This is a genomic window from Streptomyces sp. NPDC057307 (assembly GCF_042667665.1).
In the GTDB taxonomy this organism is placed as follows: domain Bacteria; phylum Actinomycetota; class Actinomycetes; order Streptomycetales; family Streptomycetaceae; genus Streptomyces.
On record NZ_JBHUZM010000004.1, the window covers coordinates 1 to 26,980 of the forward strand.

The 26,980-nt window shown below is 72.8% G+C and carries 19 protein-coding genes; 9 read left to right on the forward strand and 10 right to left on the reverse strand.

The features are described 5' to 3' along the window. The first annotated feature begins 102 nt into the window (after window positions 1-102). Window positions 103-489 carry a hypothetical protein gene (locus ACFUN8_RS02450; RefSeq protein ID WP_383630325.1) on the forward strand — a complete coding sequence of 129 codons (387 nt, stop codon included), beginning with the start codon at window positions 103-105 and terminating at the stop codon, window positions 487-489. A gap of 343 nt (window positions 490-832) precedes the next feature. On the opposite strand, the gene ACFUN8_RS02455 is transcribed toward ACFUN8_RS02450, so the two are convergent. Together ACFUN8_RS02455 and ACFUN8_RS02460 are read right to left on the reverse strand one after the other, a co-directional pair. Beyond that, window positions 833-1,537, reverse strand: coding sequence for a restriction endonuclease (locus ACFUN8_RS02455; protein WP_383630327.1), 705 nt, complete (start codon window positions 1,535-1,537; stop codon window positions 833-835). A gap of 137 nt (window positions 1,538-1,674) precedes the next feature. Continuing rightward, window positions 1,675-2,565, reverse strand: coding sequence for an NAD(P)-dependent oxidoreductase (locus tag ACFUN8_RS02460; RefSeq protein ID WP_383630328.1), 891 nt, complete (start codon window positions 2,563-2,565; stop codon window positions 1,675-1,677). A gap of 132 nt (window positions 2,566-2,697) precedes the next feature. On the opposite strand from ACFUN8_RS02460, the gene ACFUN8_RS02465 reads away from it, so the two are divergent. Both ACFUN8_RS02465 and ACFUN8_RS02470 read left to right on the forward strand, forming a co-directional pair. Then, complete coding sequence (locus ACFUN8_RS02465) at window positions 2,698-5,985, forward strand: BTAD domain-containing putative transcriptional regulator (RefSeq protein WP_383630330.1); 3,288 nt, start codon at window positions 2,698-2,700, stop codon at window positions 5,983-5,985. Then, entirely contained in the window at window positions 5,982-6,386 is a 405-nt protein-coding gene (locus ACFUN8_RS02470; protein ID WP_383630332.1) for a hypothetical protein, read from the forward strand. Before ACFUN8_RS02465 ends, ACFUN8_RS02470 begins: the two co-directional genes overlap by 4 nt. 46 nt (window positions 6,387-6,432) lie before the next feature. Here ACFUN8_RS02470 and ACFUN8_RS02475 read toward each other — a convergent pair whose 3' ends face one another. Together ACFUN8_RS02475 and ACFUN8_RS02480 are read right to left on the reverse strand one after the other, a co-directional pair. Further along, window positions 6,433-7,083, reverse strand: coding sequence for a response regulator (locus ACFUN8_RS02475; RefSeq protein WP_383630334.1), 651 nt, complete (start codon window positions 7,081-7,083; stop codon window positions 6,433-6,435). Then, window positions 7,080-8,279, reverse strand: coding sequence for a sensor histidine kinase (locus ACFUN8_RS02480; RefSeq protein ID WP_383630552.1), 1,200 nt, complete (start codon window positions 8,277-8,279; stop codon window positions 7,080-7,082). The genes ACFUN8_RS02475 and ACFUN8_RS02480 overlap by 4 nt, the downstream gene beginning before the upstream one ends. 361 nt (window positions 8,280-8,640) lie before the next feature. On the opposite strand from ACFUN8_RS02480, the gene ACFUN8_RS02485 reads away from it, so the two are divergent. The 3 genes from ACFUN8_RS02485 (at window position 8,641) to ACFUN8_RS02495 (ending at window position 11,421) form a co-directional block, all read left to right on the forward strand. Then, on the forward strand, window positions 8,641-9,474 hold the full coding sequence (locus ACFUN8_RS02485; RefSeq protein WP_383630336.1) for a class I SAM-dependent methyltransferase: 834 nt from the start codon (window positions 8,641-8,643) through the stop codon (window positions 9,472-9,474). A gap of 136 nt (window positions 9,475-9,610) precedes the next feature. Next, a complete protein-coding gene (locus ACFUN8_RS02490; protein WP_383630338.1) occupies window positions 9,611-10,603 on the forward strand; it encodes an ATP-binding cassette domain-containing protein in 993 nt (330 codons plus the stop codon). Then, window positions 10,600-11,421, forward strand: coding sequence for an ABC transporter permease (locus ACFUN8_RS02495; protein WP_383630340.1), 822 nt, complete (start codon window positions 10,600-10,602; stop codon window positions 11,419-11,421). Before ACFUN8_RS02490 ends, ACFUN8_RS02495 begins: the two co-directional genes overlap by 4 nt. A 25-nt stretch (window positions 11,422-11,446) precedes the next feature. Here ACFUN8_RS02495 and ACFUN8_RS02500 read toward each other — a convergent pair whose 3' ends face one another. Then, a complete protein-coding gene (locus ACFUN8_RS02500) occupies window positions 11,447-14,845 on the reverse strand; it encodes a BTAD domain-containing putative transcriptional regulator (RefSeq protein ID WP_383630342.1) in 3,399 nt (1,132 codons plus the stop codon). A gap of 72 nt (window positions 14,846-14,917) precedes the next feature. Further along, window positions 14,918-15,784: an alpha/beta fold hydrolase gene (locus ACFUN8_RS02505; RefSeq protein WP_383630344.1), complete on the reverse strand. Its 867-nt coding sequence runs from the start codon at window positions 15,782-15,784 to the stop codon at window positions 14,918-14,920. Between the two features lie 134 nt (window positions 15,785-15,918). On the opposite strand from ACFUN8_RS02505, the gene ACFUN8_RS02510 reads away from it, so the two are divergent. The 3 genes from ACFUN8_RS02510 (at window position 15,919) to ACFUN8_RS02520 (ending at window position 19,507) form a co-directional block, all read left to right on the forward strand. Beyond that, entirely contained in the window at window positions 15,919-17,106 is a 1,188-nt protein-coding gene (locus ACFUN8_RS02510; protein WP_383630346.1) for a hypothetical protein, read from the forward strand. An 86-nt stretch (window positions 17,107-17,192) separates the two neighbouring features. Further along, window positions 17,193-18,146 carry a LysR substrate-binding domain-containing protein gene (locus ACFUN8_RS02515; RefSeq protein WP_383630348.1) on the forward strand — a complete coding sequence of 318 codons (954 nt, stop codon included), beginning with the start codon at window positions 17,193-17,195 and terminating at the stop codon, window positions 18,144-18,146. 197 nt (window positions 18,147-18,343) lie between these two features. Beyond that, window positions 18,344-19,507, forward strand: a complete 1,164-nt coding sequence (locus ACFUN8_RS02520) for an NAD-dependent formate dehydrogenase (RefSeq protein WP_382563665.1) — start codon at window positions 18,344-18,346, stop codon at window positions 19,505-19,507. 87 nt (window positions 19,508-19,594) lie between these two features. On the opposite strand, the gene ACFUN8_RS02525 is transcribed toward ACFUN8_RS02520, so the two are convergent. From ACFUN8_RS02525 to ACFUN8_RS02540, 4 genes are all read right to left on the reverse strand, one after another. Continuing rightward, complete coding sequence (locus ACFUN8_RS02525; RefSeq protein WP_383630350.1) at window positions 19,595-21,397, reverse strand: leucine-rich repeat domain-containing protein; 1,803 nt, start codon at window positions 21,395-21,397, stop codon at window positions 19,595-19,597. Window positions 21,398-21,475: 78 nt separating this feature from the next. Beyond that, window positions 21,476-23,749: a bifunctional serine/threonine-protein kinase/ABC transporter substrate-binding protein gene (locus ACFUN8_RS02530; RefSeq protein ID WP_383630352.1), complete on the reverse strand. Its 2,274-nt coding sequence runs from the start codon at window positions 23,747-23,749 to the stop codon at window positions 21,476-21,478. Between the two features lie 3 nt (window positions 23,750-23,752). Beyond that, complete coding sequence (locus ACFUN8_RS02535) at window positions 23,753-26,035, reverse strand: bifunctional serine/threonine-protein kinase/ABC transporter substrate-binding protein (RefSeq protein ID WP_383630354.1); 2,283 nt, start codon at window positions 26,033-26,035, stop codon at window positions 23,753-23,755. Continuing rightward, window positions 26,032-26,934: a hypothetical protein gene (locus ACFUN8_RS02540; protein ID WP_383630356.1), complete on the reverse strand. Its 903-nt coding sequence runs from the start codon at window positions 26,932-26,934 to the stop codon at window positions 26,032-26,034. The genes ACFUN8_RS02535 and ACFUN8_RS02540 overlap by 4 nt, the downstream gene beginning before the upstream one ends. Window positions 26,935-26,980 lie beyond the last annotated feature (46 nt).

Here is a 26,980-nt window from a genome sequence, read left to right on the forward strand (position 1 = left end):
AGGCCGTCCCGCGGTGTTCGCGGGGCGGCCTGGCTGTCGCCGTTCACGTACCCGCGCGCTGAGGCCCCGGCCGGCCCGCCGGGCCGTCGATAGGGTGCCGGTATGACCGAGACGGAGAACCCCCGAGGCCCACTGAGACCGCTCGCCGAACTGCCGGACGTGTACGCCTTCTTGGAGGAGGTCCGACTGCGTCCGGACATGTGGGTGCGGGGTGGCTCACTGGCCCACCTGGACTCGATGCTGTCCGGGTACCGAGTGGCACTGACCATCCACGGCGTCGAAGAACCCCTCGACTTCTGGGGCCCCAGGGGCCAGGCACCCTTCGCCGACTGGCTGTTGACCCGCCCGGGTATGCCGGACGAAAGCTCCCTGACCTGGTCGGCGGAGATCGAACGGGCGGCGGAGCGGGTCGGCAGGCCCCCCATCGAGATGTTCTTCGACCTGCTGGACGACTTCCGCGCCAGGGGTGACGCCGACGGGGCGCGGTGAGTGGCGCCGACGGCGGGAACCGGTCGTCAGGGGGCCGTGAATCGGACGAATGCCGGGGATGACGGGGTACGGGACGCTCTTCGCCTTCCGTGACCGGTGCGGCCCGGGGACGATTGACGCTCGGCGTACTGCCCGCGATTCCGGGAGGACGTATGGGCAAGCAGGTCAAGTGCGGATCGACCCAGACCGTCAGCGGCAAGCCGTGCCAGAGGCCGGCGATGATCGGCTACCCACGCTGTCAGACACATCGGGGCGGATGGACGCCGCGGCAGAAGCGGAAGACCAAGAAGCGCTGACGTCCAACGCACTTGTGGTGGACGGTGATTGACGGGGCGTCAGTTCGTCACTTCCCGTACGTGTCCTTCCAGCGCCTGCGGTGCGCGCGGTCGCCCTGGCCGGTGCCGTTCAGTGGGAGCAGTTCCTGGAGCGGCGTGCCGGTGTTCCACTGGCCCAGCAGGTCGCGGTGGACGGCGAGGATGCCGTGGCGGACGGCGAGGGCGAGGGCGGCCCTGCTGAACGGGCAGGTCGCCGCGAACACCGCCACATCCGCCTCGTGGTGGAGCCACGCCGTGCCGACGAACTTCTGCATGTCGCCGCTCGGTACGGAGCGGTGCGGGGCGTAGTGCTTGCACTGGACGACCAGCCGGCGGCCGTCGGGCAGCCTCCCGATCACGTCCGCGCCCAGATCGCCGGAGCGGCCGCTGACCTCGACGTCCGTACAGCCGTCGCGCCGGCAGAGTTCGGCGACGTACCGCTCGAACTCCTGCCAGCTCATCGCGTCCACCTCCGCCAGCGACCGCCGGCCGGCCCTGATCGCGTCCTGCTCCCGCCACCGCCGGTCCCGGCCGCGCACCAGCCGGTCCGTGCGGCGCAGCCACCAGGCCACGCCGCCGGCTCCACCGAGGACGGCGGCGCCGACGACGTACGGCCAGATGTCCGACCAGAACGTCACGAGTACGAGGAGTCCCACGCCTCCGGCCCCCAACAGGCCGTTCCGCCGGGCCTCGTAGCGCCTCCGTGCGGCCGACAGGCGCTTGCGCTTGCGCATGTGCTTGCTCCGGCGTTTCCTCGCCATACGTCCCCCGGTCTCCGCCCGTGTCCGCCCGCCCGTGTCCCCCGAGGAAGTCTGGGCGGGGCGTACGCGGAGCGAAAGAGGCCCCTCTCGGCCACAGCGGGCGGGCGTCGTCAGCGCGGGGACCGGAGCGACTCGATCGCCCGGGAGAGGCTCGCCGCCCCGTGACCCTCGGCGATCTGCCGCTCGAAGAGGGCCTGGAGGGGGGTCAGCAGGTCCACCCCGACGCCCTGGGCCTTGGTGGCCGTCAGCATGTTGGCCAGGCCCACCGCGTTGATGTCGAGGTTGGACGTCGCCGTCGTGTAGTCGCCGGAGTCGATCTCGGCCGCGAAACCGGGCAGCGCCGCGGCGGCCGCGTTCAGCCAGGGGACCAGGAGGCCGGTGATGTCCGTGGCCTTGATCTGGGCCGAGTCGGCGATCGCGACCGACTGGAAGAAGCCCGCGAACATCCCGTACATGCCGCTGAGCAGCGCGATGTCGTAGAGCGACGCCTGGCCCGGGTCGGTGCCGACGAAGGTGGGGGCGCCCAGGAGGTTCAGTTGCTCGCGGTACGTCTCGAAGACGGCCGACGAGCCGCTGTAGAGGACGAACGCGTCTGACGTGCCGATCGTCTGCGGTACCGCGTAGACCGCCCCGTCCAGATACTCGGCGCCCTGCCCCGTCACCCATGCCGCCAACTCGCGGGCCGGCTCCGGGGTTCCGGAGGTGAGGTTGATCAGGGTCCGGCCCCGGAGCGCGTCGGCGGCGGGCGTCAGGACCTGTCGGACGTTGTCGTAGTCCAGCACGCAGACGATGACGAGTTCCCCCGCCGCGATGGCCTCGGCGGCCGTCGCCGCCCGGTTCGCGCCTCTGGCGACCAGGTCGTCGGCCTTGGCCGGGGAGCGGTTCCAGACCGTGGTGCGGTAGCCCTGTTCGAGGAAGGCCGCGGCCAGCGCGCGGCCCAGGTTACCGAGGCCGATGACGGAGACGGTGGGCTGTGTGGGCTCGGTGGGCTCGGTGGTCATGGGGTCCTCCTGTGGTGTTCCGCCGCGATGGGTGCGATGGGTGCGGTCGGTGCGATGGGAGGAACTCTGTCGAGTCGCGCTGTCGATCGACTGCCGGTCCGCTGTCGGCCGGTCGCCCGTAGGGTGGCCCGTATGCGATTCGGGGTGCTCGGTCCGCTGGCCGTGTGGACGGCGGACGGCGACTCCGTTCAGATCCCCGGCGCGAAAGTCCGCGCGCTGCTCGCCCACCTGCTGGTCGATCCGGGGCGTGCCGTGTCCGTCGGCCGGCTGGTGGACGGGCTGTGGGGGTCCGCGTTGCCGGACGACCCCGCCAACACGTTGCAGGGAAAGGTCTCGCAGCTGCGCCGCGCGCTGGAGCGGGCCGAGCCGGGCGGGCGGGGTCTGGTGATCTCCGGGGCCGGGGCTTCGGGTTATCTCCTGCGGACCGGCCCCGACGCCGTCGACGCGGGCAGGTTCACCGCCCTGCTGGACCGGGCGCGGGCCGAGGCCGTACCTCGTACGAAGGCGGAGCTGCTGTCCGAGGCGCTGGGGCTCTGGCGGGGAGAGGCGTACGCGGACTTCGCGGGTGAGCCGTTCGCCCTCGCGGAGATCAACCGGCTGACGGAAGCGCGGCTGACGGCGCTGGAGGAACAGGCCGAAGTGGGGCTGGAGTTGGGCCGGCACGCCGAACTGGCCGGTGAACTCGGCGGCCTGGTCGCCGCGCATCCGCTGCGCGAACGGCTGCGCGCCGCATACGTGCGCGCGCTGTACGGCGCGGGGCGCCAGACCGAGGCGCTGGAGAGTTTCGAGGACCTCCGGCGGCGGCTCTCCGACGAGCTGGGCCTGGAGCCCGGCCGCGAACTGTTCTCCCTCCAACAGGCCGTGCTGCGACAGGACTTGGCCATACCCGATGCTCGCCCTTCCCGCGCCGGTGTCTCCGTTCGCTCCGTCCGTACGAACCTGCCCACCCCCCTCACCGAGATCGTCGGCCGGGACGAGGCCGCCGCCGGCGTGCGCGACCTGCTCGGCGCCTCCCGGCTGGTCACCCTCACCGGCCCCGGCGGGGTCGGCAAGACCCGGCTGGCCGTGGAGGTCGCCCGGCGGGCCTCCGACGGCGCGTACGCCGACGGTGCTTACCCCGACGACGCGTACCCCCACGGTGTGTGGCTCGTGGAACTGGCCGCGTTCGCGCCGTCGCCGGGTCCCGCGGCCGATCCCGACGTGGTGAACGCGGTGGCCGAGGCCGTCATGAGGGTCCTGGACATCCAGGAGGGAGACGGAGCGGGCGGGGCGCTGTCGCCGGCCCGTCGGCTGGCCGGTGCGCTGCGCGACCGGCGGTTGCTGCTCGTCCTGGACAACTGCGAGCACATCGTGGATCCGGTCGCCGAGCTGACCGCCACCCTGCTCCCGGACGCGCCCGGCCTGACCGTCCTGACGACCAGTCAGGAACCGCTCTCCATCAGCGGCGAACAGGTATGGCCGGTACCGCCGCTCCCTCTCCCGAGCGCGGTCGCGCTGTTCACCGCCCGCGCCGGGACCAGGGCCGGGGCGAAGAGCGAGGACGACACGCGCGCCGTCGCCGAGCTGTGCCGCCGCCTCGACGGCATCCCGCTGGCACTGGAACTCGCCGCGTCGCGCGTACGCACCATAGGCGTGCACGGTCTTGTCGCCCGGCTGGACGACCGGTTCGAACTCCTGGCGGTCGGGCCACGCGACGCGCCCGACCGGCAGCGGACCCTGCGCGCGGTGATCGACTGGAGTTGGGGTCTGCTGACGGCGGCCGAGCGCGTCGTGCTGCGCAGACTGGCGGTCCACAGCGGGAGTTGCGCCCTGGCGGCGGCCGAGGCGGTCTGCGCGGGGGATGACGTGCGGTCCACCGACGTCTTCGAACTGCTCGCCCGCCTGGTGGAACGGTCCCTGGTCGTGCTGTCCGACCAGCCGGAAGGCTCCCGCTACCGGCTGCTGGAGTCGGTCAAGGAGTACTGCGTCGAACAGCTCCGGGCGGCGGGCGAGTTCGACGCTGTACGGGAGCGGCACAGCCGTTACTACGCCGAACTGGCCTGCCACGCGGGGCCGTTGCTTCGGGGGCCGGAGCAACGGCGCTGGCTGGAGCGGCTGGACGCGGAGGCGGCCAACCTGCGGGGCGCGCTCGATTTCGCCGTACGGCACGGGGCGGGCGAACGGGCGTTGCGTACGGTCAACGCGCTGGCCTGGTACTGGGTGCTGCGCGGCCGGCCGGCGGAGGCCAGGCGGTTCCTGGACGCGGCGCTCGCGGCCGTACCCGCACCCACACCCGTACCCACACCCGTACTCACAGCTGATCGCGCCCTGGCGACGGCATGGCGGGCGGGCATCGGCCTGCTGCAGGGCGATGCCAACGGCCCCGGAGGCGTCACGGACAGCGCGGACAGCACGGACGGCGCGGAGGGGATCAACGGGATCGGTGGGATCGACGACCCGCTCGACCGGGCAATCGCCCTGTGGTTCCTCGGCTTCGCGCAGATGGGATCCGGTGACGTGACCACCGGGGAGAGCCTGGTGAACCGGTCCCTGGACGCGTTCCACGCCATCGGCGACACCTGGGGGACGGCGGCGGCCCTGAGCGTACGGGCCCGGCACGCGATGGCCCGTGGCGATCTCGACGCCGTCCGGCGCGACGGCGAACGGAGCGCACGCCTCTTCGAGGAGACCGGTGACCGCTGGGGGCGGCTCCAGACCGTGTTCCCGCTGGCGGCGCTGAGCCAGATCACCGGCGACTACGAGCATGCCGCCCGCCTCCAGCGCGACGGGCTGGCCATCGCCGAACAGCTCGGCCTGTGGACCGAGGCCGCCAAGCGGCTGTGCGGTCTGGGCAGGATCCATCTCCTCACGGGCGATCACGCGCGGGCCCGCGCGTTCCACGAGCGCGCCCTCAAGCTGGCGCGTGAGCAGAACTCCCGGTCCGGAGAGGTCGACGCCGAACTGGGGCTCGGACTCGGCGCCCGCCAGGAGGGCGACTACGACCGGGCGGAGCGCCATATGCGCGGGCTGCTCGTCTGGTTCCGCGAAGTGGGTTACGGCCCCGGCAGCACGCTGGCGCTGGCGGAACTCGGCTTCGTCGCCGAACTGCGCGGCGACGCGAAGACCGCCCTGGCCCTGCACCTGGAGGGCTTCGACGCCGCGTACGAACTCGGCGACCCCCGCGCCATGGCCCTGGCGGTGGAGGGCCTGGCCGGCGCGCGGGCAGCGGCCGGCCGGTACGGGGACGCCGCGAGGCTGCTGGGCGCGGCGGCGGCCGCCCGCGACTCCGTCGGCGCCCCGCTGCCGCCCGCCGAACGCCGGGACGTGGACCGCGTCACGGCCGTGGCGCGCGAGGCGCTGGGGGCGGCGGGCCTCGACGCGGAGTTCGAGCACGGCACGCTGCTGGACCTGGCCGCCGCCCGGGCTCTGGCGACGACGTGACAGAGACCATGGACAAGGCCGAGACCGAGTCGTGGGCGTTCACGGACGGCTCCGGAGGGCGGCCGGTAACGCCCCACGCGGCGGTCGATCTGCTCCGGCGCAGGATCGCGAGCGGGGTTCTTGAGTCGTGGCTGGCCGCTTCGGACGGCCGGTTGCTCGCCGTCGTCAGCAACACCGAGCGCGCGATGGTCAGGCTCCTCGACGGCGAGGGGGATCCGGGCGGGCACGCCACGGATCCGGGCGCCGGGACGGAGAGCGACGGGTTCGTCCTGGCGAACGGGCAGAGCGACACGTACCCCGACGAGGACACCGTGCCCCTCGGTGAGGCGCTTCGGATCGTCCGCCATGTCATCGCCACGGGCGGGCCGCCGACCGACGCGACGTGGACGATCGACCGCTGACCGAACTGGTCCGGTCTGGTCCGGTCTGGTCCGGTCTGGTCCGCGCTCAAGGGAGCAACCGCTGCTCCTTCGCCAGCGCCACCGCCCCCGACCGCGTGTCGACCCCCAACTTGCCGTAGATACGGCCCAGATGGGTCTTCACCGTCGCCTCGCTGATGAACAGCGCGCGGGCGATGTCGCGGTTGCCCAGGCCACGCGCCAACTGCTGGAGTATGTCCAGTTCCCGTTCGGACAAGGTGGGTCGCGGGCTGCGCAGTTGGGCCAGGACGCGATCCGCGATCGGGGCCGAGAGCGCGGTGCGGCCGGCTGCCGCGCCGCGGATGGCGGCGAAGAGTTCGTCCGGCTGCTCCGCCTTGAGCAGGTATCCCGTGGCGCCCGCCTCGACGGCGCGGGTGATGTCGGCGTCCGTGTCGAACATCGTGAGCACCAGCACACGCGGCCGACCCCCGGCCGGGGGCCCGTACGCCTCGTCCGCGAGCAGTCGTCTGGTGGCCGCCACACCGTCCATGCCGTCGCCGAGCTGGAGGTCCATCAGCACGACGTCGGGCCGTACGCGCGCCGCCACCGCCAGTGCCTCCTCGCCGCTGCCCGCCTCGCCGACCACCTCGATGCCGTCGGTGCTGGACAACAGCGCCCGCAGGCCGGCACGTACGACCGCGTGGTCGTCACAGAGCAGGAGCCGTACGGGAGTTGTCATGACGCGCCCTTTCCCGATGTGCCGAGTGCGAGAGGTACGGCCGCCGACACCACCGTGCCCTCGCCGGGCTCGGACTCCACGGTGAGCGTGCCGCCCAACTGCCGTGCCCGCACACGCATGGCGGGCAGCCCGTGCCCGCGCCCCGGCAGGGCCGCCACGGGAGCGGAAGCGGTCGTGGACGTGGACGTGGGCGTGGACGTGGGCGTGAAGCCGCGGCCGTCGTCGGCGACGTCCAACGAGATCTGGTCGTCCAGACAGGTCAGGGTCAGCGCGGCCCGCGTCGCCCCGGCGTGCTCTCGTACGTTGGCCAACGCGCCCTGCGCGATACGCAGCAGCGCCGCCTCCACCCGCTCCGGCAGCGGCCCCGGAGTGCCGTCCAGCCGGAAGACCACGGTCAGTTCCGCGCCGCTCTCGCGCTCGGCGAGCGCGCCCAGCGCCGGGGCGAGCGTGCGCTCGGCGAGGTCGGCCGGGCCCAGGTCGTGCACGAACCGGCGCGCCTCGGCGAGGCTGCGGGACGCGATCTCCCCCGCGTCGCGCACATGTCCACGCGCCGCGTCCGGGTCGGCGTGCCAGACCCGTTCGGCGGCCTGGAGGAGCATCTGCTGACTGGACAGGCCCTGTGCGAGGGTGTCGTGGATCTCCGTGGAGAGCCGCTGCCGCTCCGCCAGGATCCCGGCCCGGCGCTCGGTGGCGGCGAGATCGCGGCGCGTACGGACCAGGTCGTCGATCAGCGTGCGCTGCCGGGCGGCCTGGCGTTTGAGGTGGATCAGTACGGCGGTCCCGACCGCCGCGACGGCCGGCGGGGCGAGCACCGCGTTGGGGTCGAACTCCCCTTGGGTGAAACGCAGTTTGGACGCCACGACCAGCAGGGTCAGTACGGAGGCGAGCGACACCGCGGTCCGTGTCGACAGGGTGTGCAGACCGGTGAAGAAGAGCGGCATCGCGCACCACGCGGCGCTGGGCGCGAGCGCGAGCAGCACCGCCCAGACCGCCAGCACGGCCCCCACCCAGGTCACATAGCGCGCGCCGGGCCGCGTACCGGAGAGCGGCGCGGGCGCCAGGAACCGTCCGAGGAGATAGAGCCCCCCGAACACCACGAACAGCCCGACGACCCAGCCGACGTGCGTCTCGCCCTCGTGCCGGATCAGATAGCGGGCCAGCGAGGCGCCCAGGAGCAGCACGAACGCGGCGTCCATGACGGCCGTGAGCCACCGCCGGTCGGGATCCGCACTCGTCGTCGTCACTGTCACTCGCTCCCCCACACGGTCCCGTCACACGGCTCCGTCACCGGTCCCGGTCACCCCTCTCCGTCCCCCGCCTCCGTCCCCCGCCTCCGTCGCCCGCCTCCGTTCGCGGTCACCACCACCAGTCCTAACGTGCCCGCCACCGTCCCGCATCAGCCGATCGGTTGACACGGCTGTCGCCCGTACCGCTCGCGAACCGGGGCCGGTTCGCCGTACCCCGGCGCCCCGCCCGCCCCGAGGCTGATGAGAACACCCCGACCCGCCAGCCGCCACCGCCACCTCCACGTCCACCTCCGTACAAGGGACCCGAGCCATGCCCGCCAAGAACCTCACCGTCAACCGCGCCGCCCTCGGCCACCGCGTCGCCTACGCGCTCCGCCACCCCGACCGGGCGCCCCGCTATCTGGCCCGCGCGGCCCGCGACACCTGGCTGCGCCACCGCTGGCCGGACCACATCGCGTACTACCGCGCGGTGATGCGATCCGACACCCGCGCCGACCCGGACGCGGCGGTCGGCAGCCGCAGCCACGAACGGTGGCTGGCCCTCGGATCGATGCAGTTCGACTACCTCGTCGGCCACGGCCTGCGCCCCGGCCACCGGATGCTGGAGATCGGCTGCGGCAACCTCCGCGCGGGCTGGCGGTTCATCGGCCATCTGGAGCCGGGCCACTACTACGGCATCGACATCTCCCCCGACATACTCGCCGCCGCCCAGGACACCCTGGTCCGCCACGGACTCCAGGCCCGCCTCCCCACCCTCACCCCGGTCCGCGACCTGAAGCTGAGCTTCCTCCCCGACGCCCACTTCGACGTGATCCACGCGCACAGCGTCTTCTCCCACTCACCGCTCCCGGTGATCGACGAGTGCCTGGCGCATGTCGGCCGGGTGCTGGCGCCGGGCGGCTGGTTCGACTTCACCTTCGACCGCACGGAGGGCAAGGAACACCAGGTACTGCGGGAGGACTTCTACTACCGCACGGAGACGCTGATCTCACTCGCGGAACAACACGGCCTGACGGCCCGCTTCATGGCCGACTGGGAGGACCTGCCCCACGGCCAGTCGAAGATCCGCGTCACCCACGGCCGCCATGAAAGCCCGGAGAGCCCGGAGAGCACGGCAGGACCGGAGCCGGGCGACGACCGCTGACAGCCCCGCGTACCCCTTGACCTCGGTTGTCAGCGGCTGTCAGCGCCCCGTCCGTCTCCTGTCAGCGCCTCTCGGCATCGTCGTGTTCATCGAGAACGAGCACGGCGAACAACCAAGAGGAACCGAGGAGACGCAGATGTCGTACGCCATCCGGGCCGAAGGGCTCATCAAGCGGTACGGGGACATGGTCGCCCTGGACGGGGTCGACCTCGAAGTGCCCGCCGGGAAGGTCATCGGGGTGCTCGGGCCCAACGGGGCCGGGAAGACCACCACCGTACGGATCCTGGCCACGCTCCTGCGGCCGGACGGCGGGCATGCCAGTGTCGGTGGGTACGACGTGGTGAAGGACCAGGTGCGGGTGCGGGGGCTGATCGGGCTCACCGGGCAGTACGCCTCCGTGGACGAGGACCTGTCCGGTGCCGAGAATCTGGTGCTCCTCGGGCGGCTGCTGGATCTGTCCAGGCGTGAAGCCAGGGCGCGGGCCCGTGAGTTGCTGGAGCGGTTCGAGCTGACGGAGGCCGCCGAGCGGCCGATCAGCACCTTCTCCGGGGGCATGCGCCGCAGGCTGGATCTGGCCGCGAGTCTCGTCGGCCGGCCGCAGGTGCTGTATCTGGACGAGCCGACCACCGGGCTCGATCCGCACGCCCGGCAGGAGGTCTGGGAGGTGGTGCGGCGGCTGGTGGCGGACGGGGTCACCGTGCTGCTCACCACGCAGTATCTGGAGGAGGCCGATCAACTGGCCCACGGCATCACCGTGTTCGACCACGGGCGGGTCGTCGCCGAGGGCCGGCCCGACGAGTTGAAGCGGCGGGTCGGCGGTCAGACGCTCCAGGTACGGCCGACCGTCCTCACCGACGGGGACGAAGTGGCCGGGATTCTGGCCGAGTTGACCGGAGTCACCCCCTCGCACAACCGCGACACCGGTCTGCTCACGGCGCCGACCGACGACCCGCTGCTGATCTCCGCACTGGTCAGGCGGTTGGACGGGGCGGGTATCACCGCCGCCGAACTGGGCATGCGCCTGCCCAGCCTGGACGAGGTCTTCCTGGCGCTCACCGGCCGGTCGGCGGATTCAGCAGTCACCGAGGAGTCCCTGTCGGGCACCCTCGCCGAGAGGAGCATGGCATGAGCACGGCTACGCCTACGAGCGCCACGACGACCCTTGCCCCGCTGCGTATCGGGCCCGCCAAGGCCACCCGGCACGGGCTCTCCCTCGCCTGGCGTGGCATCGTCAAGATCCGCAAGTCGCCCGCCCAACTCGTGGATGTCATCCTCACGCCGATCGTCTTCCTGCTGATGTTCGTCTACCTCTTCGGCGGCGCCATCGGCGGCGGTGACGTCGACGGATACCTGCGGACGATCACCCCCGGCATCATGGTCATGACCATCTTCCAGGCCAGCATCGTCGTCGGTGTCGCCCTCAACGCCGACGCGAGCACGGGCGTCTTCGACCGGTTCCGCAGCATGCCGATCGCCCGGTCCGCGCCGCTGGTCGGAGCCGTACTCGCCGACGTCGTCCGCTACGTGGTCTGCCTCACCGTGCTGCTCGTCGTCGCGACCGTCATGGGCTACCGGATCGGGACCAACCCGCTCGCCGCGCTGGCCGCCGTCGCGCTGCTGATCGCCTTCGGGCTGAGCTTCTGCTGGATGTCCGTCTACGTCGGCATGCTGGTCAAGACACCCGGTTCGGTGCAGGGCCTGATGACGGTCCTGGTCATCCCGCTCACCTTCGCCAGCAACGTGTTCGTCCCCTCGGGCACGATGCCGGGCTGGCTGCGGGCCTGGTCGGACATCAACCCCGTGAGCCTGATGGCCGACACCCTGCGCGGGCTGCTGAACGGCGGCGAGGTCGCCGGGCCGCTGCTCGGCAGCCTCGCCTGGATGGCCGGGGTGATCGCGGTGTTCTTCCCGCTCGCGATGCTCGCCTACCGCAAGCGGGCCGCGTAGCGGACCGGATGAACCACGTACGACGCTATGACGCCACCGGCTGACCGGACTCCTCGGTCAGCCGGTTCAGCGCGTCCTCCCTCGGCAGCCCCGCACCCCTGCCGTACGCCTCCTCGTACGCCGCCCCGCCCAATCGCTCGCGCAACTCACCCACGAGCGAGCGAAGTTGGCCGTCGCCCTCGTCGAACAGTCCGCGAATCACCTGGCTCATGCCGAGAGCTGTGGCCGCCTCGCTCGGGGCGTCCTCCAACAGCCGCAGCCACGCCAGCAGTTCGGCGGCCCGCGCGATGTCGGCGATCTCGTCGCGGGCGAACGCGCCGCTCACCACGCGCGGCAGCAGGGCCCGTGCCTCCGCCGCCTCTCCCGCCACGAGCCGGTGGGCCATCCGGGCGCCCGCGATCCGGTCCCGCGCCATGTCCTCGGGAAGGGACAGCCGGTGTACGAGAGCTGTCCCCAGCCGGTCGAGGATCCGGTCGGCCTCGGCCAAGTCGCCCGAGCGCAGGCGCAGTTCGGCGAGGCTGAACTCGATCTCGGCCTCCATACGCCGGTAGCCCCGCTCCTTGGCCTGCCGCTGTGCGGCCCGGATGTCCCGCAGGGCGCCGGCCAGGTCGCCGCCACGCATCCGCTCCGTCGCGAGCCTGCCCCGGCTCACGAACATGTCGTCCTCCGCGCCGAGTTCGGAGCTGATCACGACCGCCCGCTCGAAGGCGGCGACCGCCTCGGCGTGCTCCCCGCGCAGGGAGTGGTCCCGGCCGGCGGAGAGCAGGGCCATGCCCATGCCCCAACGGTCGCCCAACGCCTCGAAGCCGCGCAGCGCCTCGCGCCGCGAGTCCGCGCCGGCCCGCTGCTCGCCGCGCCGGGCGAGGACGAAGTCCCGCGCCGTGTGCGCGGCGGCCCGCTCCCACGCGTCCGGGCGCTCCAACGACCGGCGGAGTTCGCGTTCCCCGAGGCCGGCGTCGCCCGTGGAGAACGCCAGCATCGGTATCCACAGCGACAGCGACGGATGGAACTCCACCGCGCCGGCCGCCTCGCACTCCTCGATCAGCGAACGCACGCGTACGGGCTCGGCGGGCGAGCTGCCCGCCATCAGCTGTACGACCTGGAAGGCGGCGCGCAGGCGGGCGGGCAGGGCGTCGCCGAAGCGGAGCACGTCGGCGAGGTACGTCTCGAACTGGGTGCTCATGCCCCTGATTCCCCAGTACCAGAACATCGCGCCGACGAAGCGGGACGCCAGGACGGCGCGCTCCTCGACCGCGTCGTCGCCACCGTCGCGGTCGTCGCGTCCGTCCACGATCTTCCGCAGCGCGGCGACCAGGTTGTCGTGCTCGGTGTCGAAGAGCGCGACGGCCCGGAGCTGTTCGCCGGTACGCAGCAGGGGCTCGTACTCCTCGGCCAGCGCCAGGTAGTACGCCGCGAAGCGCGCCCGCGCCCGGTCCGGGGCGTCCGCGCCTTCCGCCCTGCCCGATTCCCTGCGCGATTCCCTGTCCGATTCCGCGCCCGATTCCGCGCCCGATTCCGCGCCCGCCTCCGCGAACTTCGACGCCGCGTACGCGCGGACCGTCTCCAGCATCCGGTACCGCGGTTCGCCGCCCGTGCCCGCCGAGTCCTCCGTACCCACCAGGGACTTCTCGACCAGGGACCCGAGCACGTACAGCACATCGTCCGCCGGAAGCGACGACGACGCGTCGTCCGGGCAGACCGCCTCCAGTGCGGCGAGGGTCGCGCCGCCGGGGAACATCGACAGCAGCCGGGCCAGCACGCGTTCCGGTTCGTCCAGCAGATCCCAGCTCCACTCCACCACCGCGAGCAGCGTGCGCTGGCGCGGCAGCGCGGTCCGGCTCCCCGACGTCAACAGCCTGAACCGGTCGTCCAGTCGGCGCGCGATCTGGTCGACGCTCATCGAGCGCAGCTTGGCCGCCGCCAGTTCCAGGGCGAGCGGCAGCCCGTCCAGGCGTCGGCAGATCTCGACCACCGCGTGGAGCGTGGACGCGTCGAGCACGAAGCCCGGCCGGACCCCGGCGGCCCGGTCGACGAAGAGCCGTACGGCCGGCGAACCGGCCGCGTCGGCGAGGTCCGGCGTGCCCGTCGGTACGTCGAGCGGGCCGAGGTGGCAGAGCGACTCGCCGGTGATCGCGAGGGCTTCGCGGCTGGTGGCGAGGATCCTCAAGTGCGGCAGCCGGTCGAGGAGTTCGTACGCCAGCTCCGCCGCGGCCTCGACCAGATGCTCGCAGTTGTCCAGCACCAGTACGGCTTCGCCGACGTCCAGCGCCTCGGTCACGCGGTCGACCGGCGTGGCCGCCCCACGGGTGCGTGGCGCCTCCCCCAGATCCCGGGAGCTGAGCGCGCCGTGCACGGCGTCGGCGAGCTGGTCCGGCGTCACCACCCCGGCCAAGGACACGAACCACACCCGGCCACGCTCGTACGCCCGATGGCGGCTCGCGGCCTCCAGGGACAGCCGGGTCTTGCCCGCGCCTCCGGGACCCACCAGCGTGACGAGCCGGGAGACCTCCATCAGCCCGGAGAGCCGCTCCAGCTCGCCGTCGCGGCCGACGAAGCTGGTCAGCCGCGCGGGAAGCCTGCTCGGCGTGGGCCGCCGACCGGGCTCCGCACCTTCCGCCGACGCGTCGCGGGCGCCCAACTCCCCCCGCAGCAGCGCGAGATGGATCTCCCGCAGCTCGGCCGACGGATCGACGCCCAGCTCCTCGTCCAGCCTGCCGCGCGTCTCCGCGTACACCGCGAGCGCGTCGGACTGGCGCCCGGCGGCCGACAGCGCGCGGATCCGCAGCCCGGCGAGCCGCTCGCTCAGGGGGCGTTCGGCGCCCGCCGACTCCAGGTCGGCCAGCACCTCGGTGTGCCGGCCGAGCCGCAGCTCGGCGTCGAAGCGGTCCTCGGCCGCCGTGTCACGTATCTCCTCCAGCCTCGCGGCGGACGTACGGGCGAACGGGGCGTCCCGTACGTCGGCGAGCGCCGCGCCGCCCCGGCCCGGCCACAGGCCCAGCGCCGTACCGAGCACGGTCGACGCCTCTTCGAGCCGGCCAGCCGCCAGGTCGCGCCTGCCCCGGCCGGCCAGCTCCTCGAACCGGTACGCGTCCACGTCCTCGGCCCGCACCGACAGCCGGTAACCGCCCGCGACGGAATCGAGCAGGGCGGCACTGCCTGAACCGCCCGAACCGCCCGCGCTGCCCGAACCGCCCGCGCCCCGCAAGGCCTTGCGCAGCCGCGACACCAGCGCCTGGAGCGCGTTGGCGGCCTCCGCCGGCGGGTCCTCGCCCCACAGCCCGTCCACGAGCGCGTCGACCGACACCGGACGGCCCGCCTCCAGCGCGAGCCTGGCCAGCAGCATGCGCAGCCGGACGCCGCCCACATCGATCGGCGTCGCGTCGTCCGCGCGGGCCCGCACCGGCCCCAGCAGAAAGATCCTCACAGCACCTCAGCCTCCCCCAGGACCTGTTCCCACCCCCCTCGGTGAGATCCACGGGACACCTCACCACACCGATCACCGCACCGGCTCGGCCAGCACCTCCCGCAGCACCTCGCGCAGGAGCCGGCCGAAGTCGTCCGGCCACTTCGCGTAACCGACGTGGCCGCCGGGGAACATCACCAGCTTCTTGCCGAGGCGCTCCGCGAGCGCGACGGCCGGGCGGTGCACGTCGTACGTACGCGAGACCTCGCCGCCGGCCACGACGACGCGCCCGGTCAGCGGGGCGAGCGCGGCGAAGTCGGGTACGAAACGCGTGAACGGCCGCATCACGTGGGCGAGGAAGAACTCGGTGTTGTCGTTCGCCTCGGGCAGCACCGGCGCGGGGCTGCCGCCGAAGACCGCGCTGAACTGCTCCATCGCCGCCGGAACCCCCGCACGGCGGTACGTGGCGTGGACGGCGTCGATGAAGGCCAGCCGCTCCACGGCGTCCGGCAACAGCCCGAAGGCGGGCGGCTCGTGCACGACCAGCGCGGCGATCCGGTCCGGTCGCCGGTCGGCGAGGCGCAGCGCGAGCTGGAGGGCGATAAGCCCGCCCGAGCAGCTGCCGAAGACCTGGACCGGCTCGTCGGGGGCGGCCACCAGGTCGAGCAGGCGTTCCGCGTCTTCGGCGTGGATCTCGACGCGCTGGTCGACCGGGGGGCCGTCGAGCGGGCTGCGGGAGTTGCCGCGCGGGTCGAGGGTGAGGACGCGGTGGTCGACGGCGAGGTGGGCGGCGAGGCGGTCGAAGACGGCGGCGTCGGAGGCACCGCCGCACAGGAGCAGCAGGAGCGGTCCGCTGCCGCGTACCTCGTAGCGCAGAACGGCGCCGGGCACGTCCAGCGTGCCGACCACGGTCTCAGCGGTCGCGGTTTCGGTCGCGGTCTCGGTGTTCACGGTGTCCATCGCGCTCCAGACCAGAAGCGGCTCAACGCCGCAGTGTCATCGATTTTTCACCCAGAGTAGCCAGGTCCAGTATCGTGCGCCGGGAGCGACAACCGCGCTGATCGCACCGATCCGTTCCCCAGGGAGTGGCCGACATGGCAGACGACACCGGCGGCGCGGCCAGGCCGCGCCTCCTGCTGAACGCCCAGCCCTTCGGCTTCGGGCCACCGGCCGCGACGGCGATCCTCGCCCGCGAACTGGCCCCGTTCTGCGAGGAGTTGGCGTACTTCGGCGGCGGGCACACGCTCGACCTCCAGCACCGGCCGCCGTATCACGCGGTGTACGGGACCACCGGCCTGTCCAACGACGAACGGCTGGCGTCGCTGCGCCGGCTGGCGCCCCGCTACGACCTGTTCGTCACGGCCATGGACTTCGCCGAGGCCGAACTGGCCCGCCGCGCCGGGCTGGAGGTGGCGGTGTACGACGCGCTCACCTGGTTCTGGCCCGAGATCCCGGCGGTCGCCGGGGACGCCGCGCTGTACATCGCGCAGGACTTCTTCGGGGTCCGGGAGCGGATCGCGGCGGACGCGGCGCTCCGGCGGAACGCCGTGATCGTGCCGCCGATCATCCCGCTCCTGCCGTCCCGGCGGATCTGGCGGCCCGAGCGGCCGGGGACCGGCCGGGGCCGGCACGTCCTGCTCAACCTGGGCGGGCTGCAGAACCCGTACTGGCAGCCGTCCGACGCCGCCGCGTACGCGCGGCTGATGCTGGACGCCGTACGGTCCGCGCAGCCCGCCGGCCGGCCGGTCGTCGTCACGACGAGCCGCGGCGTCGCCGAGGCCCTCGGCGACCCCGACGTCCGCACCGCCGACCGCGACACGGTGCTCGACCTGATGAGCGGCGCCGCGTACGCGTGCATGACGCCGGGCCTCGGCAACATCTACGACGCGGCGGCGACCGGCGTACCGACGCTGTGGCTGCCGTCCGCCAACGAGACCCACCACCTCCAGGCCCGCCTCCTCACCGAACACGGCTGCTGCGACGCCCGGCTGGACTGGCCGGACGTGGGCGGCCCCGCCGACTACGACACACCGCGGCCGGCCACCCCGGAGGCGCTGACGAAGGCGATCGTGGACGTCGTCCGCCACCTCTCGTCGGCCGGTTCCCTGCCGGCCCTGCGGGACCGGCTGGCGGACCAGGTGGCCAAGTCCGCGGCCGGCCTCGGCCTCGTCCCCGGCAGCGCCCGATCCCTGACGGAGCGCTTCGGCCACGGCGGCACGGAGGCGACGGCGAGGGCGCTGGTGCGGTGGGCGGGGGAGAACTCCGTACGCCCGGGACGCTGACCCGTATCGGAACCGCCCCCGGTGGGTGAGGATGGCCGGGACCGGCACGCGCGGCCGGTCCCGGGAGCCGGAGGGAGCGGGTCGTCGTGCTGCTGCGACAGCTGGAGTACCTGGTCGCGCTCGCCCGCGAACGGCACTTCGCGCGGGCCGCCGACGCCTGCTTCGTGTCGCAGCCCTCGCTCTCCGCCGCGATACGCAAGCTGGAGCACGAACTGGGCGTGCCCATCGTGCGCCGCGGCCGGCGCTTCGAGGGGCTGACCCCCGAGGGCGAGCGGGTACTCCTCTGGGCGCACCGGATCCTCGCCGAACGCGACGCGCTGCACCACGAGTTGTCCGTCATGCGCGGCGGCCTCACCGGCACGCTGCGCCTCGGCGCCATCCCCACCGCCCTGACCGCCGCGTCCCTCCTGACCACGCCCTTCTGCGAGCAACACCCGCTCGTCCGCGTCTCGCTGGAGACACTGTCGTCGCGCGACATCACACGGCGGCTGACCTCGTTCGAGCTGGACATCGCGCTCACGTATCTCGACGACGAGAGCCTGCGCCACGTACGCAGAACGCCGCTGTACGAGGAGCGGTACCTGCTCCTCACGCCCCACGACAGCCCGCTCGCCCAGCAGCGGTCGGTGCGCTGGGCCGAGGTCGCCGGACTGGCCCTGTGCCTGTTGTCGCCGCAGATGCGCAACCGCCGGATCATGGACGAGTACTTCGCCGCCGAGGGCGCGAGCGTCACCCCGGCCATCGAGACCGACACCGTCGCGGGTCTCTACACGCACATGGCGGCGGGCCGGTGGTCGAGCGTGATCTCGCACGCCTGGCTGCATATGTTCGGCGTCCCCGACGCGATGCGGGTGGTCCCGCTGGTGCATCCGACGCACGGCCCGCGCGTGGGCCTGGTCATCGCCGACCGCAGCCCCGAACCGGTCCTCGCGAAGGCGCTGTTGGAGACCGCGCGGCGGGTGAGCGTACGGGAGGTGCTGAACGGCCTCCTCGACGCGCACCTCGCGCCGACAGCCAGAACGGCGAAGCCGCGGCGATAGCGCCTGAGCGACAGAGCCCCAGCGATGGAACCGGAGCGATGGAACCGGAGCGATAGAACCGGAGCGATGAAGCCCGAGCGATAGCCGGTGCCTATCCCGGCATAGAGAAGTTCGCTTTGCCAGGGCCGATGCCAGGACCCACCGTAAGAGGCACCTTCCGAAGCACTCCCGCAGCAACGGACGAGGAGCCGCAAGTCATGGCAAAGATCCTGTGTGTGCTGTACGACGACCCGACCGACGGCCAGCCCACCACGTACGCCCGTGACGACCTCCCGGTCATCGACCACTACCCCGGCGGCCAGACCACCCCCACCCCCGAGGGCACCGACTTCACCCCCGGCCATCTGCTGGGCAGCGTCTCCGGTGAACTCGGTCTGCGTTCCTTCCTGGAGAGCCGCGGCCACACCCTCGTCGTCACGTCCGACAAGGAAGGCGCGGGATCGGTCTTCGACCGCGAGCTGGTCGACGCGGACATCGTCATCTCCCAGCCGTTCTGGCCGGCCTATCTGACGGCGGAGCGCATCGCCACCGCCAAGAACCTGAAGCTCGCCGTCACCGCCGGCATCGGCTCCGACCATGTCGACCTGGACGCCGCCATCTCGCACGGCGTCACCGTCGCCGAGGTGACGTACTGCAACAGCATCAGCGTCGCCGAGCACGTGGTGATGACCATCCTCGGCCTCGTACGCAACTTCATCCCCTCGCACCAGATCGTGCTCGACGGCGGCTGGAACATCGCGGACGCCGTCAAGCGCTCGTACGACCTGGAGGGCATGCAGGTCGGCACCGTCGCGGCGGGCCGCATCGGGCTCGGCGTGCTGCGCCGGCTCGCCCCCTTCGACGTGGGGCTGCACTACACCGACCGCCACCGCCTGCCGGAGTCCGTCGAGCAGGAGCTGAACCTCACCTGGCACGAGTCGACCGCCGCCATGGTGCCGCACGTCGACGTCGTCACCATCAACGCGCCCCTGCACCCGGAGACCGAGGGCCTGTTCGACGACAAGCTCATCGGCACCATGAAGCGGGGCGCGTACCTCATCAACACCGCGCGCGCGAAGATCGTCGACCGCGACGCCGTGGACCGCGCGCTGCGCAGCGGACAGCTCGCCGGTTACGGCGGCGACGTCTGGTACCCGCAGCCGGCGCCGGCCGACCACCCGTGGCGCACCATGCCGCACCACGCGATGACGCCGCACATCTCGGGCTCGTCGCTCTCGGCGCAGGCGCGGTACGCGGCGGGCACTCGGGAGATCCTGGAGTCGTACTTCGCCGGGAACCCGATCCGGGACGAGTACCTGATCGTGGAGGGCGGGGCGCTGGCCGGCACGGGCGCGCACTCGTACTCCACGAAGGAGAGCTGAGAACCTCGTCCGACCCGTCTGACCCGTGTGAGCCCGTCTGACCTCGGCGCCGGAGGCGCTTCCGGCGCCGGTCAGGCGGTCAGGCGATCAGGCGGTGCCGAAGGAGGACGACTTCACCCCGCGCGCCCGCAACTCGGCCACCACCTCAGGGCCGTCGGGAACATGCCTGGCCTCGTGGCCGCTGAGAACGAGATGCGTGAGCCCGCCGATCTCCAACAGTGGTGCCAGCGTGGGGATTTGGAGGGTGTACGTGCCCCGGAAGTCCAGCTTGCTCAGGGCGGGAAGCTTCGCGAGCGCGGAGACGTCGCACAGCCCGAGCGAGTAACCCTTGATCGACTCCACCGACATGCTGCCGATCAGGAAGTCGTAGTCCGGCCACGGCTGATACCTGAACTCCAGTGCGCGAAGCGCCGTCATCCCTCCCAGCGGCGGCGCCTTCAGCCGGTCGCAGGACTCGATCCTGAGCTTGCGCAGGGTGGGCGAGTCGACGAGGGCGCCCAGCGACTCCAGTTGGCCGAGGTGCTCCAGCCGCAGTTCGGTCAGCGGAGCCCGGCCGGCCAGACCGGCCAGGTCGTGCAGGACCTCGCACCCGTAGATCTGCACCTGCCGCAGCTCCGGCAGCTCCCCGACCCGGCCGAGACCGGCCAGTGCGGGACAGTTGCGTACGTCGAGAAAGCGCAGGTCAGGCAGGTCGGGCGCGCCGTCGAGGGTAAGCAGGGCCGGGATCCGGTCGAGCAACAGCATCCGCACACCTGGCAGTTCGGGCAGGAATCCGAGGTCGGATCCGCCGGCGACATTCGTCAGGAAGAGGCGGCGCGGTGCGGGTGCGCCGGCCAGCGACGTGAAGTCGGACAGCGCCATGCAGTCGCGCACCCTGAGCAGGTCGAGTCGGGTCAGTGCCTCGACCCCGGCGACGGAGGTGAGCCGTTCGCAGCGGGCGAGTTCGAGGGTGCCCAGTCCGGGCAGGCCCGCTATCGCCCGCAGGTCGGTGAGTTCGTCGCATTCGGTGAGGATCAGTTCGGTGACGTCCGGGTGGTGGCCGAGGCCGTCGAGTGACCTGAGGCGGCGGACCTTGTCCATGCGCAGCACGCGCAGGCGGGGCATCGCGTCGATGCCCTTGAGGGTGGTGAGGTGGGTGCAACTGGTGAGGTCCAGCTCGGTGACCGCGCCGACGTCCGTCAGTGCGGACAGATCCTTGATACCGGTCCAGCCCAGGTCGAGCGCGGCGAGCCGGCGCAGCCCGCCGAGCGGGCGGATGTCGCGCAGTCCCCGGCATCCCTGAAGGCTGAGGGATTCCAGGTCGGGCAGCGCGGCGCCGAGTCCGGAGACGGACGCGACGCCCGTCATGCTGAGGTCGAGCCGGCGCAGCGCGCGCAGCTTCAGCAGCGGGCCGATGTCCTTGACCTTGCGGCAGCGGTGCAGGCGCAGACTCTCCAGCGCGGTGAGGGCGGTGAGCGGCGTGAGATCGTCGACGCCCGAACAGCCGCCCAGATCAAGGCTGTTGAGCTGCGTGTACTCGGCGAGCGGCGTCAGGTCGGTGAGCCCGGTGCAACGGTCCAGCTGGAGCGCGCGCAGGACGGGGGCGAGATGCCGCAGCCCCGCCGGGAGGATCTTGCTCACCTTGAGATCGGTGCGGTTCTCGCGCGCGTAGGCGGGGACGAGGAGTTGTTCGGCGAAGCCGTCGGGGTCGGCGACCTTGGGCCACATCTTCAGGAGCACGTCGGTGCTCGGCTCCCCGACGGCGGCGAACCGCGCGGCGAGCGCGAGAGCCTGGGCGGGGTCGACGTCCGGGGCACCGGCGCCCCGGACGAGCAGTTCGCGTACGGCCTTACGGGCGCGCGGGGCCTTCGCGGTGGCCAGCAGCCCACGCAGGGAGTCGAGTTCAGTCATGCGACCGCACGATAGGCGCAGGGTCCGACAGTGCCGCCGGGAAGGGGTGGCCGAAGGGCCGGCCGGCCGAGGGGACCACTACGTCACCTCGCCCATACGGCCGAGGAAATGTGCCGCGCCATTCTCCACCCGGTGCAGGAAGAGACCGTTGGCGAGGACGAACGCACGCGCCGCGTCATCGAATTCGATGGTCCTGGACAGGCCCTTGAAGGTGAGGTCGCGCAGCCTGGTCACCATCGCGCCCCGCTCCGCGCCGGTGGCGAGCAGTTCCCGCATCCCCTGGGCGACGAAGTTCAGCGCGTCGTACGCCTCCACGGCGAACGGCTCGACCGCGAACAGCCTTTCCGCACGCGCCTGTTCACCGCCGCGCGGACCGTAGCGCTTCTCGTACGACGCCACGAACCCTTTCGCGGCGGGCAGTTCGGCCGGGTCGACGTATGTCGTGACGAACACCCAGCCGTCGGCCGCCGCGCCCGCCACGGCGGTGAACTCGGCCCGGAGCGCCGACTCCCGTGCCATCCGTACGCCCCGGAAGCCCGCGTCCGCCAGCGCGCGGGCGAAGAGGGCCGCCCGCCGTGGCGACGTCCCGCCGTACGCCACCGAGTCGGCACCGAAATCGCTCACGGCGGCGGCCACCGGGCCGAAGTCGTCGCTGTCGGCGGGCACGGTGCGGGTGGTGGTCGTGCCGCGACCGTTCTCCAGCAAGTCGGTCAGTTCCAGGGCCAGTCGCTCGCTGACCGAGCCCGCCGCCCGGTCGTCGACGAGCACGGTCCTGCGGACGTCCCGGGCGCGGACGAGGTAGTCGACGAATCCCACACTCAGGGAGTTCCGGTCCGGTCTGAGTTCGAAGAACGCCCGCTCGCTCGCCGAGCTGAACGCGTCGGAGTCGCAGGAGACCGTGACCAGGGAGAGCAGGGCCTGCTGGTAACGGGCGACGACCGCCTCGACTCCCGCGGTCCCGGTCGGGCCGATCACCGCGCGCACGTCACGGTCGGCGGCGAAGGTACCCGCCACCTGCACGGCCCGCTTCGCCTCCCCGCCGTCGTCCAGCACCCGCAGCGCCAGGTCGAAGGGGCGGTCCGCACGGGAGTTGTGGTCGGCGACGGCCAGCCGCGCGCCGCGCTCCTGCGCGCGGCCCGCCGCCTTGTCCCGGCCGGAGAGATCGGCCTGGAGCCCGACGGTGTAGCGCGGCAGGGAGCCGTTGCCCGCAGATCCGGCGGAGTCCGAGGGGTCCGAGGAGTCGTCCGGTGGGCGGGACGCCGCCCAGGCCGCCAGACCGCCGCCGACGGCGACGACCCCGGCCGCCGAGCCGAGGGTGAGCAGCCGGCGGCGCGAGAGCCGCCCGGACGGGGGAGGCTCTTGAGGGGTGGGGGCGGCTGTGACCGTCCGCGCTTTCGGGTCCGCGCCGGCGTCCGCGACCAGGGTGGGCGTCGCGTCCGCAGCCGGGTCGGGCAGGGCCAGTACGGCGGCGGAGCGTTCGGCGACCAGCCGGGTCAGCGCGGCCGGCAGCCAGCCGTTCGCCGCCCCCGCCAGGTCCCCCAGCGCCTCCCGTACCTCCTCCGAACTCGGCCTGTCCCGGGGGTCCTTGGCGAGGCAGGCCGTGAGCGGTCCGAGCAGTTCGCGCGGTACGCCGTCGAGGTCCGGGTCCTCGTGGACCGTACGGAACAGGACCGCCGGCGACGAACCCGTACCGAACGGTCTGCGGCCCGTCGCCGCGTACGCCAGCACGCATCCCAGCGAGAACACGTCGCTCGGCGGGCCGAGTTCACCGGCGCGCGCCTGCGCCTGCTCGGGCGACAGATAGCCGGGCGAGCCGATCACCACATCGCTCGCGGTGAGGGCGGTGGCACCGGTGGCCCGTGCGATCCCGAAGTCGATGAGCCGGGGGCCGTCCAGGGCCAGCAGGACATTGCCCGGCTTGACGTCACGGTGCACCAGCCCCGCCGCGTGCACCTCGGTGAGCGCCTCGGCCAGCCGGGCGCCGAGGACACCTACGGTCTCCGCCGCCAGCGGCCCGTGCGACGTGACGGCCTCCGCCAGTGCGGGTCCGGGCACGAAGGCCGTGGCCAGCCACGGTTCGCGTGCCTCGGCGGCCGACGCGACGACCGGCACCACCCAGCGCCCGGTGAGCCGCCCCGCCGCCTCCGCCTCGCGCCGGAAGCGGACGCGGAAGCCGTGGTCGGCGGCGTACTCGGCGCGGATCACCTTCAGCGCGACCAGCGCGCCACCCGGCGAACGCGCCAGATACACCACGCCCATGCCGCCCGCGCCGAGCCTGCCGAGCAGCCGGTAGCCGCCGACGGCGGGCGGGTCGGCCGTCTTCAGTGGCCGGAACGGCCCGTTCCCGGGCATGCGTTACGCGCCGGTGGGGGCAGGGCCGAGGAAGCGGAACGCCCCGTCCTTGACCTCGTAGAGGAACACGCCCCGACCGGCGAAGGTGCCCTCCTTCGGATCGAACGCGAACGTCTTCGTGATCCCCTCGTACGTGCTCTCGCGCAGCAGACCCACCAACTCGGCCCGCTTCGGCGGAGTCCGCACGCCCCGCACGCTTTTCGCGCCCTTCACCAGTTCCCGGACGACGAGGTTGACGGCGTCGTACGCCTCGGCCGCGTAGTACGGCGGGGCGGTGCCGAAGCGCGCGCGGAAGGCGGCGCTGAAGTCCGCCGCCTTCGGGGTGTCGGCGGCGGAGACGAAGGAGGAGGTCAGCAGCCAGCCCTCGGCCGCGTCGCCCGCCAGCTCCAGGAACTCGGGAGTGAGCACGGCCTGCGGCGCGAGTCTGGGCCCGTCGAAGCCGGCCGCCGTCAATTCCCGCGCCACCTTCGCCGCGCCCGGCGCGTACCCGGCGTAGACGAAGGAGCCCGTACCGGCCTTCAGGATGTCGGTGACGACGGGCTTCAGGTCCTCGACGTTCGCCGGGATCACGCGCGGGTAGGCCGGCGTGCCGGAGTCGCGCAACAGGAGGGAGGTGATGGTGGCGGACTCCCAGGCGTACGTCTGCGCCGTACGGTCCTGAAGCAGTCCGGGCCGCCCCATCTCCTTGTCCTTCGCGGCCAGTTGGGCGAGGTGGACGGCGATCGGGATGGACAGCGCGGCGTCGCCCGGCCGGCAGTGCACGAGCGACCGGGGCTTCCCTGACGTCATCATCATGCCGCCGGCCGAGAGGGTCAGCAGCGGCAGCAGGCTCTCGTCGTACGCGCCGACGACCTGCTCCGCCGTCACGTCGGTGGTGGGGCCGAGCACGGCCAGTACGTCGGGGTCCTCGATCAGCTTCTTGGCTGCGGCGGGGGCCCGTTGGGCGCTGCCGCCGTCGTCGGCGGTCTTCAGCGCGAGCGCGAAGGGTCTGCCCTGGCCGGGATCGCTGTCCTTGCCGGGCTTTCGGGCGTTGTACTGCTCGATCGCCAGCCGCGCGCCCTGCTCCTGCGCCCGGCCGGCCGCCTTGCCCGCGCCCGAGAGGTCCGCCTGGATGCCGATGGTCCAGCGCGGGCCGGAGTCCTCGTCCGTACGGGAGTCGTCGTCCCGCAGGACGGCCCAGGCCCCGCCGCCGCCCGCGACGGCGACGAGCGCGGCGCCGGAGAGCACCAACAGGCGTCGGCGGGAGGGTGGTTGACGCTCCTCACGGCCGGCCGTCTCCGGCTCTTGGTCCGGCTCCTGGTCCCGCTCCTGGCCCGGCTCGCCGGTGTCCGGGGTCGTCCCGTCCGCGACCGTCGGCTCGATGTCGGGCAGCGCCAGCATCTCCGCCGCGCGGTCGGCGATGCCCCGTACGACGTCCTCGGGCAGCCAGTCGGCCGGATCGCCGGCCAGGGCGCCGACGGGCCCCGCGCCCTCGACAAGCCGCGCGCCGATCCGCTCGGCGGTGGGCCGGTCCGCCGGGTCCTTCGCCAGGCAGGAGAGCAGGAGTTGGCGCAGCCCGGGGTCGCCGTCCCCCCACGCTCCCCCGATGTCCGGCTCGTCGTGCACCGTGCGGTAGAGCAGCACGTCCGCCGTACCGCCGCCGAACGGGGGCCGACCCGTCAGCGCGTACGCCAGCAGACAGCCCAGCGAGAACACGTCGCTCGCGGGCCCCACCTCCGCGCCCCGCGCCTCGGCCTGCTCGGGCGCGAGGAAGCCGGGCGTGCCGACGACCAGGCCGGGTGAGGTGAGCGCGGTCTCGTCGGTGGCGCGCGCGATGCCGAAGTCGATCAGGCGCGGACCGTCCACGGCGAGCAGGACATTGCCCGGCTTGACGTCACGGTGCACCAGTCCCGCGCCGTGGACCGCGCCCAGTGCCCCGGCGAGCATCCTGGCGAGGGCCCGCACACTGCGCACGGGAAGCGGTCCGTGCGCGGTGACCGCCTCGCCCAGCGACGGGCCGGGCACGAACGCGGTGGCCAGCCAGGGCTCCGCCGCGGCCGTCGCCGCGCCGGTGACCGGCACCGCCCACGGGCTGGACACCCGGCGGGCCAGGTCGACCTCGCGGCGGAAGCGGGCGCGGAAGCCGGGGTCGTCCGCGTACTCGGCCTGGATGACCTTGACGGCGGCCAGCGCCCCCGTCTCCGTACGGCCCAGATAGACCACACCCATGCCACCGGCGCCGAGGCGGGCCAGCAACCGGTGGCCGCCGATCGACGCGGGGTCGGTGGGCAGCAGGGGCTCGCTCATTCCGAAGCCTCCAGTTCGGCCTGGACGTCGACGAGCATGGCGCCCGTTCCCTCGAAGACGGCGGTGTCGATCTCGTCCCGCGTCCGGCCCTCGGAGCCCTTGCCGACCACCGAGACCGTGATCCGGCTGAGGCGGTTCTGGCCCCATACGTAGTAGTGCGGGCCGCCGAGTTCGTCGCTGCGGTACTCGCCGTGCTCGGAGATCACGTCGTCGCTGGAGAGATTCCCGGCACCGAGCGGCAGACCCGCCGACAGCAGTCCGGTGATCCGCTCGTCGTTGCTGAGCCGCTGCTCGGGGCAGCGCAGCGCCTCTTCGAGCGTGCGGGCCATCTCCCACTCCGCGTCGGCGGCTTCGCGGTGCACGACGACGGTGGCGGCCATCCGGATCGGGCCCTTGCCGCCCTTCGCGGGCAGTTCGCTGTAGCGGGTGAAGCTGGTCAGTACGGAGGGCGGCAGCGGCTCGCGCTGCCAGACACAGTCCCCGTCGAGGACGGCCAGGGAGTCGGGGTCGCTCTCGTACGGGCTCCGCTTGACGTAACCGCTCCCCCAACGGCCGGGCTCGGCTGCGACCTCGCGGGCCAGCCGCAGGGCCTGGGCGCGGGTCCGGGGCAGCCGGTTCTCGTCGGGGACCCAGCCCAGCCCGCTGCCGGCCGACGGAGTCTGCGCCGGTCCCCCGTCGCCCCTGGCCTCCGCGCCCGGCCCGGTCGACCCGGCCTTGCTCGACCCGGCCTTGCTCGGCCCGGCCTTGCTCGGCCCGGGCTTCGTCGCGCCGGGCTTCGTCGGGCCGGCTTTCGTCGGGTCCGGGTCGGCGGCGTCACCGCTCCCCGAGCACCCCGCCAGCAGCGCCCCCACCGCGAGAGCGGCGACACCGCCCCGTAACCGCCTGACTCCGTCACTCAACGTGAATTCCCCCGTCCATTTGCGAGCGTATCGAGTGGGACGCACG

Coding starts and splice junctions, on each gene's coding strand:
- ACFUN8_RS02450 (WP_383630325.1), top strand. CDS start 103: ATGACCGAGACGGAGAACCCCCGAGGCCCACTGAGACCGCTCGCCGAA.
- ACFUN8_RS02455 (WP_383630327.1), bottom strand. CDS start 1,537: ATGCGCAAGCGCAAGCGCCTGTCGGCCGCACGGAGGCGCTACGAGGCC.
- ACFUN8_RS02460 (WP_383630328.1), bottom strand. CDS start 2,565: ATGACCACCGAGCCCACCGAGCCCACACAGCCCACCGTCTCCGTCATC.
- ACFUN8_RS02465 (WP_383630330.1), top strand. CDS start 2,698: ATGCGATTCGGGGTGCTCGGTCCGCTGGCCGTGTGGACGGCGGACGGC.
- ACFUN8_RS02475 (WP_383630334.1), bottom strand. CDS start 7,083: ATGACAACTCCCGTACGGCTCCTGCTCTGTGACGACCACGCGGTCGTA.
- ACFUN8_RS02480 (WP_383630552.1), bottom strand. CDS start 8,279: ATGGACGCCGCGTTCGTGCTGCTCCTGGGCGCCTCGCTGGCCCGCTAT.
- ACFUN8_RS02485 (WP_383630336.1), top strand. CDS start 8,641: ATGCCCGCCAAGAACCTCACCGTCAACCGCGCCGCCCTCGGCCACCGC.
- ACFUN8_RS02490 (WP_383630338.1), top strand. CDS start 9,611: ATGTCGTACGCCATCCGGGCCGAAGGGCTCATCAAGCGGTACGGGGAC.
- ACFUN8_RS02495 (WP_383630340.1), top strand. CDS start 10,600: ATGAGCACGGCTACGCCTACGAGCGCCACGACGACCCTTGCCCCGCTG.
- ACFUN8_RS02505 (WP_383630344.1), bottom strand. CDS start 15,784: ATGGACACCGTGAACACCGAGACCGCGACCGAAACCGCGACCGCTGAG.
- ACFUN8_RS02510 (WP_383630346.1), top strand. CDS start 15,919: ATGGCAGACGACACCGGCGGCGCGGCCAGGCCGCGCCTCCTGCTGAAC.
- ACFUN8_RS02520 (WP_382563665.1), top strand. CDS start 18,344: ATGGCAAAGATCCTGTGTGTGCTGTACGACGACCCGACCGACGGCCAG.
- ACFUN8_RS02525 (WP_383630350.1), bottom strand. CDS start 21,397: ATGACTGAACTCGACTCCCTGCGTGGGCTGCTGGCCACCGCGAAGGCC.
- ACFUN8_RS02530 (WP_383630352.1), bottom strand. CDS start 23,749: ATGCCCGGGAACGGGCCGTTCCGGCCACTGAAGACGGCCGACCCGCCC.
- ACFUN8_RS02535 (WP_383630354.1), bottom strand. CDS start 26,035: ATGAGCGAGCCCCTGCTGCCCACCGACCCCGCGTCGATCGGCGGCCAC.